Annotated in this window: 9 protein-coding genes; 6 read left to right on the top strand and 3 right to left on the bottom strand. The window is 55.9% G+C overall.

Translation table 11 applies throughout. The features are described 5' to 3' along the window. Window positions 1–309: 309 nt before the first annotated feature. From IQ241_RS23750 to IQ241_RS23740, 3 genes are all read left to right on the top strand, one after another. A complete protein-coding gene (locus tag IQ241_RS23750) occupies window positions 310–1,002 on the top strand; it encodes a transaldolase family protein (protein ID WP_228022042.1) in 693 nt (230 codons plus the stop codon). 126 nt (window positions 1,003–1,128) lie between these two features. Next, a complete protein-coding gene (locus IQ241_RS23745) occupies window positions 1,129–1,662 on the top strand; it encodes a DoxX family protein (RefSeq protein WP_193912041.1) in 534 nt (177 codons plus the stop codon). A 112-nt stretch (window positions 1,663–1,774) separates the two neighbouring features. Continuing rightward, window positions 1,775–2,602 (top strand): 3'-5' exonuclease, encoded by an 828-nt coding sequence (locus IQ241_RS23740; protein ID WP_193912039.1) that lies wholly within the window; start codon window positions 1,775–1,777, stop codon window positions 2,600–2,602. Here the strand turns inward: IQ241_RS23740 and IQ241_RS23735 are convergent. Continuing rightward, the gene (locus tag IQ241_RS23735) at window positions 2,576–3,607 is read right to left on the bottom strand and encodes an ion channel (protein ID WP_193912037.1); all 1,032 of its coding nucleotides are present in this window, start codon (window positions 3,605–3,607) and stop codon (window positions 2,576–2,578) included. The two genes, IQ241_RS23740 and IQ241_RS23735, sit on opposite strands and share 27 nt — an antisense overlap. Window positions 3,608–3,865: 258 nt before the next feature. On the opposite strand from IQ241_RS23735, the gene IQ241_RS23730 reads away from it, so the two are divergent. Next, window positions 3,866–4,687, top strand: coding sequence for a peptidoglycan-binding domain-containing protein (locus IQ241_RS23730; RefSeq protein ID WP_193912035.1), 822 nt, complete (start codon window positions 3,866–3,868; stop codon window positions 4,685–4,687). 19 nt (window positions 4,688–4,706) lie between these two features. Here IQ241_RS23730 and IQ241_RS23725 read toward each other — a convergent pair whose 3' ends face one another. After that, window positions 4,707–7,292: a DUF3536 domain-containing protein gene (locus IQ241_RS23725; RefSeq protein ID WP_193912033.1), complete on the bottom strand. Its 2,586-nt coding sequence runs from the start codon at window positions 7,290–7,292 to the stop codon at window positions 4,707–4,709. Between the two features lie 254 nt (window positions 7,293–7,546). Between IQ241_RS23725 and IQ241_RS23720 the strand changes: the two genes are divergently transcribed. Then, window positions 7,547–8,740, top strand: coding sequence for a nuclear transport factor 2 family protein (locus tag IQ241_RS23720; RefSeq protein ID WP_193912031.1), 1,194 nt, complete (start codon window positions 7,547–7,549; stop codon window positions 8,738–8,740). Here IQ241_RS23720 and IQ241_RS23715 read toward each other — a convergent pair. Continuing rightward, window positions 8,737–10,773: a cation:proton antiporter gene (locus IQ241_RS23715; protein ID WP_193912029.1), complete on the bottom strand. Its 2,037-nt coding sequence runs from the start codon at window positions 10,771–10,773 to the stop codon at window positions 8,737–8,739. The two genes, IQ241_RS23720 and IQ241_RS23715, sit on opposite strands and share 4 nt — an antisense overlap. A 397-nt stretch (window positions 10,774–11,170) precedes the next feature. On the opposite strand from IQ241_RS23715, the gene IQ241_RS23710 reads away from it, so the two are divergent. Next, window positions 11,171–12,088, top strand: a complete 918-nt coding sequence (locus IQ241_RS23710) for a sulfotransferase family protein (RefSeq protein ID WP_193912027.1) — start codon at window positions 11,171–11,173, stop codon at window positions 12,086–12,088. Window positions 12,089–12,417: the final 329 nt, after the last annotated feature.

Raw genomic sequence — 12,417 nt, 5'->3', positions numbered from 1 at the left:
GCTGCGGCTGAGTCTGCGCCGGTTGCCCTGACGGCTCCTGCTATCAACGCCTAGGCTTAGCGTGGGCCTCGCCGCGAGGTCTGAATAAGTGAAGGCGAAAAGCTCTTCCCGCCTGGGGAGGGCTTTTCGCGTTGAGGTGAGTGCAAATTTGCGAATCCAGAATTAGGTCCTTCATACTAGGACACAAGCTAAAACACAGATTCTAGAAGCTAAGCCGCTTTTCCCTCCCCGGTTTCGTCGGAGCGCAAAGCCTTTCGAGTACCAAAACTTTGCGCTAGAACAAGGTCACTAACGGGCTTGAGAATGACTATGCCAAACTTTCCCCCGCCCCGCCTTCGCCTCTGCTTAGATACCGCTGACGCCTCAGCCTGGCAGACCTGGCTGCCCATAGGCCTCTTCTACGGTGTTACCTGCAATCCGCTGCTGCTAGAGCAGGCCGGAGTACCCTGCACGGTGGCCACACTTATTACCCTAGCCGAGCAGGCGTTTGACTTGGGCGCAAAGGAGATACAGATACAGACTTGGGGTGATTCGACGGCGGATTTAGTCGAAACGGGTGAGCGGCTGGCCGCAATTGACCGGCGGGTGGTGGTGAAGATCCCAATCACCCGCGAGGGAACAACGGCAGCGGCGCAGCTGATTAGCCGCGGGGCGAGGGTTACCCTAACGGCAGTGTATGCCGTCCATCAGGTCCTGATTGCAGCGGCGCTGGGAGCAGAATATGTCGCTCCCTACCTAGGCCGAATTACCGATGATCAGGGCCGCGACGGGCGGGCTGACTTAGCCGCTATGCAGCAGGCCCTCAGCGGCGTCGATAGCTCTACGCGAATTCTGACCGCTAGCATTCGCCAGATTGAGGATATTGTCTTTCTAGCTCAGCAGGGACTCGATACGTTTACGGTGTCAGCCGCGATCGCGGCTGCCTTCTTTGATGTTGCCGCCACCCAGAGCGCCACCGAGGACTTTGAGCGGGCCGCTCGCAAGATGAGCTCATTGCCTTAAACAATCAACGCATTCTCCTCAGGTAAGAGAAAAGAAATTAACTTTTTCCTCCCATAGAATTTATATAACTTCATTAAAATTCGTTATTATATTTAACATAAGCATTGTTAATCCCAGAATTCACCCATGACTATCAGTTCTCTCCTCACCACCCTCTTTAAACCCAACGTTGTGCCCAACTGGCGATCGCAGACCGCCTGGGCTATCCTTCGGGCCGTCGTTGGCATCATGATGATTCACAACGGCCTTGAAAAGCTCGCCAATATCGAAAGCTTTGCCGAAGCCTACGTTTCCTATATTGGCCTGCCTTTCCCTATCTTTTTTAGCTACGTTGCCGCCTTCACTGAGCTCATTGGCGCGCCGCTCGTGATCATCGGACTGTTTACCCGTCCGGCAGCATTTGGGCTGTTCAGCACCATGTGTGTAGCGATGTATCACCACATCAAGGTAGCGGGTCTCAGCATTCCCTACCTGGAGCTGTCTGCTGTCTATGCGGCCTGCTTTCTCTTTTTAGCTGCCAACGGTGGAGGCCTATTCTCAACCGACGCGCTGATTATCAACTGGTTGGATAATAGTGCCCTGACAACCGAAAATAAGCAGACCATGCGGCTGGAAAAAGCTTACACGGGTTCAGAAGCAGAAGCCGCTGCGGCTAAGTAGATAGCGGCGTCAGGTTTATCAGTTTGAGGCGGTTTGCTACTCTAGTCTCGATCAGGTGCTACCTTAACCATGCCACCCACTCATCCTCTAGCATCTTCGCCCTCCTCGATCCATGGTTGCTCACGCCGCAAAATTCCAAGGTCAGTCTGCGCTCCTCTCTCAAGAGCTACTGACCTACTACCGAGCCGTCAGCCAGTCTACTCTCACGGTCGTAGACCTTGAAACAACCGGCTCTCTGGCCCATAACGCCCGTGCGATTGAAGTTTCGATCCTCCAGGCCAGCCTAGAAGACGGCATTCAACAGCAGCAGACCTATTTGATTAACCCTGGCCTCAAGGTGCCGCCTTTTATCACTAAAATTACCGGCATAACCACTGAGATGATTGCTTCTGCCCCCTCTCCTCAGAAAGTTTGGCCGATGTGCCGGCCGCTGCTAGAGCAGGGCACCCTTACGGCCCACAACCTCGACTTTGACTACGGCTTTATCCAGTCTGAATATAAACGTCTCAAAACCCGGTTTTACCGACCGCCGCTAAAGCGGTTTTGCACCGTGCAGCTCTCCCGTCTACTGCTGGCGGACCTACCTTCCCGCAGTTTGCCGAACCTAGTCCAGCATTTCGGCTTTAACGTCGGTACCTCCCACCGAGCCGAGGCCGACACTCACGCCTGTTGGCTGCTAGCCCAGCACCTGCTCCGCCAGATCCGACAGGAACCCGACGAGCTTATCCTGAAACGCTTTGGTCAACAGTGGATTCGCCTCCAGGATGCCGCTAAGATTCTCAGCTGCCGCAAAGAGGAAGCTCAGCAGCAGCTCGCCGGTGTCGAGCAGCGCCTTTCGCAACGCAGTAAGCTGCCCCTCTATCGGCGCTGGGGCGTCGAGCAGATGTATTACGAACGTTCCGGGCAACAGCTATCACTCATGGGAGAGGGTCTCTCCTAAGGAGCTCAGGACTTCCTGTCCGTTTTTATACCCGCTGGTTTGCCCATTTTCGTGGCCGCTGATGGGAACCTCCGACGGCATTGGCAGCTCCGCTTCGCGAGCAAATCGGGCTTCTTCCACCGGCTCAATGCTGTGAAACTTACGAAAATCGATTACCCGCCGTCCGCCGGGAGCCCGGTGCAAAATATCGACAAAGCGATAGTTCCAGAAAATATCTCCAGCCCGAAACTCGTGGCGAGCGTGGATGGTCTGAGACAGGGTTTCATCCAGGCCCGTAATCGTCACAATAATTTGAGCATTGTCGCGGTGCAAGGTATCAAGCGTATCGCTGTAGAGGGGGCTCGACTGAGTCAGCTGATGCATCGCCGTCCAGGTCAGGCTAAATAGGGGCGTATGCGATCGCACCAGGTCTAGGTCGTAGAATCGCCGCATCCGTTCTCCTTCCTGGCTAATCTCATCACGCACCAGGGTCACCCAGAGCTGAGCTTCCAAAATATAGTTTTTTCGCTTATTCGCCGTGCGAAACTTCAGCGTCGGCGTCCCGTTAAAGGGCGCGACTACTGCGACATTGCTGAACAGCATCCGGGCCGTTGGAATTGAGAAGCGAGCAAACACTAACCCCGTCGTTGCCGCAATAAAAAATAGGCTGATCAGGGCTTCGATCACGACGAGCCAATGGGCGTAGATATTGGTCGGATACATTGCCCCGTAGCCAATCGAGGCCATGGTTTGAATGCTGAAGAAAAAAAGTTCTAAAAAATAGGCCGGGTCGCTTTCGTCAACCGTCGCAATTCCGCCGCCCAGGCTATAGGCGATCGCAAACAGCGCATTCACCAGCAGGTATAGGGCACTGGTCAGAAAGATAAACGCGGGCCAGGGCATGGTCAACAGCAGGTGGTAGAGATCGCCCCAGTAGGAGTGGGGATCGCCTAGCCGCTCAACTTCAGGGTAGGAGCGCTTACCAAGGAAAAATTGCCGGGATGCACGACGTAGCTGAGGCCGCATGGTCTCTCCTGAGGTAGGGTTGGAATTGTCAAAAGCAATGGCCTAGCAAACCACCAAGCGCTGGATAGGGTCTGGCGTCAGGTCAATCAAAAATAGGGCAAGATGAGCCAGGAACTTTACTAAAGATAACAATTCCTATAGCTTGTCACAATTCTCTCGGCAAAGATAGGCCGGTTCAAGCCGCTGGCCCCATCTAGAGAAAATAGCGGGCGGCTGCGGTAGGATACTTGCTGGGATTCAGGTAGCGGGGATTCGTTCATGTACCAGACCTCTGACGTTGGGTTTAGTTTCGCGATCGCGGTTTCGCTCTGGGCCTGTCTGTCAACTGCCGGGCAGGCCGCCCTACCCTTGCCCTCAGCCCATCCAGCGGGCAGCGGCTCAGACCTAATCGCCATTGCCCTCAGCCGTCGCAGCCTGCGGCAGGGAGACCAGGGGGCAGACGTGATTGCGCTCCAGCGCTACTTAGCCAGCAACGACCTCTTTCCCTACGTCGCTGATGGATTCTACGGGTCTACGACAGCCTCAGGCGTCAGCACGTTTCAGCGAATTCGAGAGCTGCCCGCGACTGGTATCGCCGACAAGCAGACGCTCAGCGCCATGGGCTTTGACCTCCCTCGTCGCGCCACGACCCCTGACCCCGCCCGGTTTGAGCCCGCTACCCGCGCCCTCTCCACTGACCGATTGGTCCCCGGGAGTAGCGGCAGTAGCGTCGCCAACCTGCAGCGGCAGCTGAACGACTATGGCATTTACGTTCCCATTGACGGCGAATATGGCAGCAGCACGGCCCAGGGTGTACGCACATTTCAGCGCGTGCGGGGGCTCAACGTGTCGGGTACCGCAGACCGGGAAACGCTGCAGGCGCTGGGCTTTTCGCTCCCTCGGCTGCCCTATGTCGCCGCTGTACTTGGAGACGAAGATCAGCTGGCCCAGGTGCGGCGATTTTTCCCCGGTGCCTTTATAGACGGCTCAGGCCGCCGCGAATTTATTAACATCGGTGCCTTCTCTGACCGCTATGCCGCTCAGGCTCGCACCGAAGCGGCCCTGGCCCGAGGTTTTAACGCTCGCCTACTCTACGACTAGCAGTTCCAGTTAGCCCCCTCTAACTTTGCGTCGCCAGATAGCTGAGCTGAGAACTGGCATTCACCGCGAGCAGCTCACCCAGCTTCAGCAGCTGAATGAAGGCCAGCTTTTGCTGCTCTTCGCTCCAGTCCTGGGCCAGGGTAGCGGTCATTCCGGTGGGGCTGCTGATGTACTCGTAGTAGAGCTCCTGCGCCCGAGCCAGCGAAAGCCCCAGTCCTAAATTCTGGCCCAGCTGAATCAGCCGACTGAGCCCCTCTACGGTAGCCGCGATCGAGTTGATCTCAAAATCCTTCAGAGCCTGCCAGAGGATCCGGGAGATCAGCTGCTCCATTGTTTGCTGAACGCCGGGCAGCTTCAGCTGCGAGCGAAAATGACTGGCTTCGATCGCAATCCCCTCCAGCTCGCCGACATAGCCGATGGCGATATTCAGCACATTGCCCTGGGGATCGCTAATATCCTGCTCTAGCGACTGAACTACGCTTAAGGCCCGATGGCTGAGGGCAATGTCGGCGGCTACCTGAAGCTCCTGCGGCACCGCTAAGCGATCGCGGTGGAAGGCCATCAGCACCCCATAGTTATCCCGGTAGACCTGATTGTAGAGCTGATTCAGGCGCTGGAGCGTCTCCTGGCTGAGCAGCCGCATGATCCGATGGCGCTCCTCAGGAAAGAGGTTTTGCAGCGTGTAGGACCGTTCGCCGAAGCAGCGGTTGATCGCCAAAATGGTCTGTGCCACGCTGGCACTGCTGAAAGCATCCATCACCTGCGTCTTGGCCCGTCCGTAGGCCGCCCGGCTTTTGATCGACTGAATGCCGCAGTGAAAATCCCAGCCGCCCAGATGCAGCACGGCAAAGGCCAGCGTGGTTCGATCCTGAGTCACCTCTGACACCAGCTGCACCTGCCCCATTGCCAGCGTCAGCGAACCCATCGGCTGGAGCTGATAGTCCTTTTGATGGATGGTGTAGCAGTAGAGCCGCTGCTCTCGCCGGTAGGTGTCGAACAGCGAGGTCATGGCATAGTGGGCCACCACCTGCTCAGGACTCACTCGGGCCGGCGTCACCAGCTCGCGGTAGACCCCGGCCCCGTCTTTGAAATGGGCCACATTGCTCGGGGCTAGCGCAATCCGCCGCACAAACTCCGCCTCCAAAGCCTGTCCTGAAACTTCCTCGGCCAGCTCAATCGCCCGGCTGGCATAGCGCAAAATCTGAGTACCCTCAGGCCGCGACAGTTCGTCAAAAAACCAGCCGCAGCTGGTGTACATCAGCAGCGTATAGCGCTGCATCTCCAGCAGCCGCAGCGCATCGACCCGCTCAGCCGGGTTCAGCTTGTGGTGCTGATGCTCGTTCAAAAACCGGTTCACGTTGCGCGGGCTGCGATCGCCAATCACCTGCACATAGGCATCTCGCGCCTGCCAGGGATCGCGCAGCAGCTCAGCGCCAAATTCGAGATACAGCTCCGCCAGCCGATCCCGCAGCCAGTCCAGGGTCTGCCGCAGCGGGCGCCGCCAGTCCTGCTGCCAGCCGCCGCCGCCGCCACAGCCGCAGCTGTCCTGCCAGCGGTCTACTCCATGGGAGCAGCTCCAGGCCGTGACCGGCTTCAGCTCCACTTCCCAGGTGGGCGGACAGAGGCTGAGATATTGGGCATAGCTGATTACCCGCCAGCCCCGCTGGGCAAACTCATGCACCAGCGCATAGGCCAGCGCTTTTTCGGCCCCGCCCCGGTGGTGACCAAAGGTCTCCCCATCCGTCGCGACCGAGATCAGCTGAGCGCGGTGGGGTTCGTCCCGTACCGCCTGCCCCACCCGCCCGGCAAATTGCTGTGAGGAGCTGAGCACGTCGTCGAAGCCAATGTCGCCGGAGATCGGTCCGTCGTAAAAAAAGATGTCAATCGCGTTCTGGCCGTCGGGCTTGCCGGGGACATAGCAGCGATAGGGCCGGGTGGGGTCGATATTGCCGTCTCCTACCGTCTGCCAGTCGGCCTGACCCATCTCGCGACAGCGCTCTGCCTGGGACGGGGCCAGGATGATAAACCGGATGCCCTGGTCAATCAGCACGCTCAGGGTCTCCACGTCCACCGCCGTCTCCGCCAGCCACATGCCCTCGGGATCGCGGCCAAAGCGCTTTTGGAAATCGGCCTTGCCCCAGCGCACCTGAGTCAGTTTATCGCGCTGATTGGCCAGCGGCAAAATGATGTGGTTATAGACTTGGGCGATCGCGTTGCCATGGCCGTTGTGGCGATCGCAGCTGCGCCGATCGGCCGCCAGAATCCGCTGGTAGGTCTCCAGATCGTGACGTTCCAGCCAGCTCATCAGCGTTGGGCCAATATTAAAGCTGATGTAGTCAAAGTTGTTGACAATCTGCACCACCTCGCCCCGCTCATCTAGAATCCGAGCAAAAGCGTTGGGCCGGTAGCATTCGTGCAAAATTCGCTCATTCCAGTCGTGAAACGGCGCCGCGCTGGGCTGTCGTTCCACCGCAGCGAGGTAGGGATTTTCTCGCGGCGGCTGATAGAAATGGCCGTGAATGCAGACGAATACGCCCGTTTGCGTGGAGGCTTGCCCAGACTCAAACCCAGCCTCCGCAGGGGAGAACGATTGAGACTTAGCCATAGATTAAGGGGATTAAAAACTCTAGTAGTAATCAGCCGTCAGAGCTTGCCTACCAGCGATCCCCAGTTCTTTGAGAACCGACCAGAGACAAAAGACGGAAATACTTAGACTCAGTCAGTAATGGTATACCGATGCCCCAGAAAATGCCAGTTGGGTTCACAATATTTGAATATGAACCCATTGCCATAAACGTTGGCTCATAGACACGCGCTCGTTTACAGTCCTGTAATATAGCCCCTGAAAATTCTGAAACTGTGAGCTTCAAGCCTGCAAATTGTGACAATTCCTCCGCTAGCCAGGTTGTCTGTGCCCTCTATGAGGCAATCAATCGGCGCGATGTGGAGGCCGCGATCGCGCTAATCGACGAGCAGTGCCTCTACCAAGACCTCAATTTCCCCAAACCGCACCAGGGCAAGGCAGCCGTTCGGGAACTATTTGAAGCCTCCTGCAAAAGCGTGCCGGCAGATTTTCAGTTTGTGATTGATCAGGTTGCCGGCGAGGGCCTTTCTGCTGGAATGCTATGGCACGTTCAGATTGACGGCATCCCATTTCCCAACGGTCGCGGGTCGAGCTTCTATCGGCTCTCGCCTGAGACAGGCCTGATTATCTTTGCTCGGGATGTCGTGGAGCCGCCGCTGAAGCCTGGAAAAGCCGCTTTCGTCCTAATTCGCGCCGTTTCGCCGCTGGTCAGGCGGTTTCTGGCATCCTCCGATGATTCCGACCCCAGACCTGAGCAGGAGCGGTCTGAATCGCGATCGTGGCTATCTATTAGCTTTTGGCTGCTGACGGCGATCTACGTCTATGTTCTGCTGCTCTCTCCGCCGGGACAGCTGCTGCCGGGGGCGCCTATTTGGGCCATCCGACCCGAAACCCTTCGGGAAATTCTCAACGAATCGCTCAATTTCTTTTTTGTCCTGCCCATCCTGGACTGGCTGGGCCTGGCTTCAGCTCCTGAGGTGCATCCCACCAGCCAGGCCTTCTTCAATTTCGCAGAGGCCTGGATTTTCATGTTCCTGCCGCTGCTGCTGTGCGATCGGCGCGGTCGGCGACTGCCCAAAGTTGCGATCTGGGGCGCGGCCATGTTCCTGACCAATGTCTTTCTCATGCCCTATATGGCGCTGCGCCAGAATGCCCCCACGCCATTGCCAGAACCGCCGCAGAAGGGGCCGCTGGCTCGCACCTTTGGCTGGACGGGAATCGCTGTAGGCGCGATCGCAATCCTCTGGTTCCTTACCGCCCAACCAGAAGCAGGCGAGCTCAGCCAGCGCCTCCAATACTTTATCGAACAGGTCCAGACCGATCGCGTCACTATCGCGTTTTGCGTTGATTTGGTCCTATTTGGACTCTTTCAGGCGGTGCTCATGGGAGCCGTGATCCCATCTGGCCGTCAGCTCCGGGGGCTGCGGCTGATTCCCTTTTGGGGGCTGGCGATCTGGCTGATTCTCTAGTCGATCTGGTCACACACGGTTTGAGCCACGCTTTCCGAAATAGCGCCCGCTTCGACTAGGTTTGCGATCGCCTCCTCCCGTCCCAGGCTAGCAACCCGCGCCGCAATTCGCCGCTCAAACTGCTGCACCGCTGCTGAATGGCGCTGGGCGCAGTCGGTCAGACGGGCTTGGGCAGTTTGGCTGGCCTGGGTATAAAAATCCAAGCAGGCTGCCATCAGTCGAGCCGCCTTTTTTTCGCCGTAGATTAGCTCACGGAGCCGGTCCAATACCGACTCGCTAATTTGAGCAATGGCCAAATCGCACTCATATTCTTCGTTTGAGAACTTCAGCGACTGCTGCCGTCGCCAGCGTGTCGTGGGCAAGAGCTGGCGCAGCCCTTTGATCAAGGAATATTCCAGCCGGGTCATCAGGGTTGTTGGCGCTAGGGCTGGAGGCGGCAGCTGCCCAGCCAGAACCGCATCCTGACGAATACTCACGCCCACCTCCAAACGCAGCAGCGCCGCTTCTGAAATAAAGCCCTGGTCATGCAGCCGCCTGTAGCCCTTTTGTTCGATCATCAGCGCCTGTAGCCACATCGCCTGGTTGAGCATCGGCAGATCCTTTTCTAGCGACTGCCAGAGATCGTTGAGCTGTTGGCTAGCCCTATCGAGGGCCTGCTGCGACTGCTGCCGCTCAGCATGGATTTCACCCTCATGGCGACCGGCGAGCGGGTGAAAGTGATCTAGCGCCTTCAGGGCTCTTTGATGCGCTGCGCTCAGCGCTTCGGCTTGCTCAATCTGGTCGAGTATGGTCGGTTTATCTAACCCCAGCCGACGCACCAGCCAGCCAATCGTCGTCCCTGGGATGAGCAGCGTAAATAGCGCTACCCCCAGCGTTAGAGCAATGACGAAATCACGGGATACCTGCGCTGGGTTAAGGCTGAGCGCCAGCGCCAGTGCTACTGCTCCGCGCAGGCCACCCCAGAAAAGGATCGCCTGCTCAGGCCGATTCACCGTCGGTGCCGCGTGAAAGCGGTTAGTCAGCGGTAGCAATCCGAAAATAACGATAGCTCGGGAGAGAAAGACCGCCGCGATCGCGACGCCTAGCCCCAGTCCCAAGGCCCCCATGCCATCGACCTCGCCCAGCACCTTTGCCGTTGCAATCCCCACTAGCAAAAAGATCAGGCTGTTTGCGAGAAACGAGATATATTCCCAAAATTCTTTTAAGAAACTGCGCGTTTCGGGCTTGAGCTGTAGTGAAATCAGCCAGCTGGTGACCAGGCCAGCGCTGACTACGGCAATCACGCCCGAAATATGTAGAAAGTGCTCTGCTAGAATGAACACCCCATAGGCCAGGATTAGCGAAAACGTGCTTTGAATTAGCGGTCGGCGCTGGGCCAAACTCAGCAGATAGCTCGCTAGCCAAGCCGCAATGACGCCTACGAGGATGCCGCCAAAAAATGAAACGAAGAACTCACGGCCACCCTGGGTAATCAGGCTGCCGTCAACCGGCGCTGTCACCGCAGCTAAAATCAGATTAAAGATGACAATCGCGGTTGCATCGTTGAGTAGGCTTTCCCCTTCCATCAGCACGACCAGCTGCTGAGCCACGCCTAGCTCTTTAAACAGCGCCACTACTGCCACTGGGTCGGTCGCCGAAATCAGCGCCCCAAACAGCAGGCTCTCTGTCCAGCTCAGCGAAGTCAGACTCGCCATCATCGCGCCTACGACCCCGGTTGCAATCAGCAGTCCCGGAATCGCTAACGTCAGCACCGGCCCAATATTCCGCATCAGCAGCCGAGCATTCAGATTGAGCGCAGACTCAAACACCAGCGGCGGCAAAAACAAAAATAAAATAGCGTCGTGAGACAGTTCTAAATTGACCAGCAGCGTCTCTTCGGGAACGCGATCGCCAACCAGCCTAATCAAAAAACCTACGATGACCAAGCCGACCGTGTAGGGAAAATGAATTCGCTTCAGCCCAATTGCCGCCAGACAGGCAACCAGCAGCAGCCCTAAGATCGTAATCTCAAACGTCAGCAGCGGAAATTCCATGGGCAGAAACTGGCTTCAAACGGGGATGCTTATCTGCCAGAATACTACTGGACTGATATCTTCGATTCGAACTTAAGTAGGTTAGCCCAATTGTTTGCAAGACCTGCTGTACTTTGGCCTCGCCCTCACCCCAAACCCCTCTCCCGCGGGGCTACCGTGTATACACAAATCGGAGCATGGCAGAGTATCGCAGATTGCCCTCAGGAGTCTAATTAGGTTCACTAACTTAGAGCGGTGCAGCCAATATTCTCAGCTTATTCTTATCATCCTCGGCTGGCTGATGAAAAAAAGCGACAAACTATAGGTTGGCTGCGCATGGTGGGTACTATCTAATGTATAGGGTCTATCAGTCCTCATAAATCTAATCTAGTTTGATTCCAAAACAGGTCAAAGTCCTATGAAAAAGCCCAATTTTTTGATCATAGGCACCATGAAGGCTGGTACGACCTCTATCAGCAACTACTTATGTCAGCACCCCCAGGTTTATATTCCTCGAAAAAAAGAGCTTTACTTCTTCGCTTTTGAAGACAAGCCGCCCCATTATCAGGGGCCAGGGGATGACGACGCGATCAATCAAGCAGCTGTTACAGATTGGAAGACCTACTGCGAATACTTTGAAAAAGCTAAAACCGCAACGGCTGTTGGGGAAGCCTCTACTCCCTACCTTTATCTGCCTCGAGCATTGGAACGGATTCAGCACTATATTCCTAACGTCAAACTCATTACCATCTTACGAAATCCTATCGATCGCGCCTATTCAAGTTTTTTGCATACGAGTATGGCAGGGCGAGAACCCTTGACAGACTTTGCCCAAGCGCTATCAGTAGAGAACAGCCGGATTCAGCGAAATTGGGCATGGACCTGGCATTATAAAGCAATGGGATTTTATCACGCGCAGGTTCAACGATATCTAGAACAGTTCTCCCCTGGCCAATTTCGAATTTATATTTATGAACAAGATATTCTTCAAAATTTGACGAGTACTTTAGCCGATATTTATCGGTTCCTTGAGGTGGACCCGAGCTTTAATCCCGATATTTCAACTCAATACAATAAAACTGGACTCCCCAATTCGCGGCAGCTGCATCGCCAACTCATGGCCCAGAAGAGTTTGCCTAAGCAGCTAGTCAGAGCAGTGCTGCCGATGGCGTTTCGTAAACGACTCAAACAAGCGCTTTGGAGCTGGAACTTTAAAAAGCCTGGCGTTGAAACTGCGCTACGCCGGCAACTCGCTCAGGAGTACCAAGAGGATATTACCAAACTACAGGACCTGATCAGCCGCGACCTCTCTGATTGGCTACGGGTTGAAGAATAAGAACTCGAAAATCAAGCCGAGAAGCAACCTCATCGCTCCTCTTCCCAGTAATAGAAAGCAGCTTCCAAATCTCTAGACTCCTTTAGGCGGCAATCGCCACCCTACCCTTCAAATAGTAGTCAACTCCGGCTTTGTTGCATGAATTGAGAAAGGGACAGGGGTTTCCCATCTCGGTCGTTTTCTAGGCTGCAACGCGGTAGCTATCAGGCATTCCGAGCTGCGTCATCCGGTTGAGCGCCTTACATTCAATCATCAACTCGGTGGTTTGAGCTGCTATCTTTCTGGCACACACCTCACCTGTGAAAACGGTTTTGAGTCGGTACATCCCC

This window comes from Vasconcelosia minhoensis LEGE 07310 (assembly GCF_015207255.1).
GTDB lineage: Bacteria > Cyanobacteriota > Cyanobacteriia > Phormidesmidales > Phormidesmidaceae > Vasconcelosia > Vasconcelosia minhoensis.
The sequence above is the reverse complement of the archived record's forward strand: the minus strand, read 5'-3'. Positions and strand labels throughout refer to the sequence as shown.

Excerpts from the sequence above, each read along its gene's own strand:
- IQ241_RS23750 (WP_228022042.1), top strand. The coding sequence starts at position 310 with ATGCCAAACTTTCCCCCGCCCCGCCTTCGCCTCTGCTTAGATACCGCT.
- IQ241_RS23745 (WP_193912041.1), top strand. The coding sequence starts at position 1,129 with ATGACTATCAGTTCTCTCCTCACCACCCTCTTTAAACCCAACGTTGTG.
- IQ241_RS23740 (WP_193912039.1), top strand. The coding sequence starts at position 1,775 with ATGGTTGCTCACGCCGCAAAATTCCAAGGTCAGTCTGCGCTCCTCTCT.
- IQ241_RS23735 (WP_193912037.1), bottom strand. The coding sequence starts at position 3,607 with ATGCGGCCTCAGCTACGTCGTGCATCCCGGCAATTTTTCCTTGGTAAG.
- IQ241_RS23730 (WP_193912035.1), top strand. The coding sequence starts at position 3,866 with ATGTACCAGACCTCTGACGTTGGGTTTAGTTTCGCGATCGCGGTTTCG.
- IQ241_RS23725 (WP_193912033.1), bottom strand. The coding sequence starts at position 7,292 with ATGGCTAAGTCTCAATCGTTCTCCCCTGCGGAGGCTGGGTTTGAGTCT.
- IQ241_RS23715 (WP_193912029.1), bottom strand. The coding sequence starts at position 10,773 with ATGGAATTTCCGCTGCTGACGTTTGAGATTACGATCTTAGGGCTGCTG.
- IQ241_RS23710 (WP_193912027.1), top strand. The coding sequence starts at position 11,171 with ATGAAAAAGCCCAATTTTTTGATCATAGGCACCATGAAGGCTGGTACG.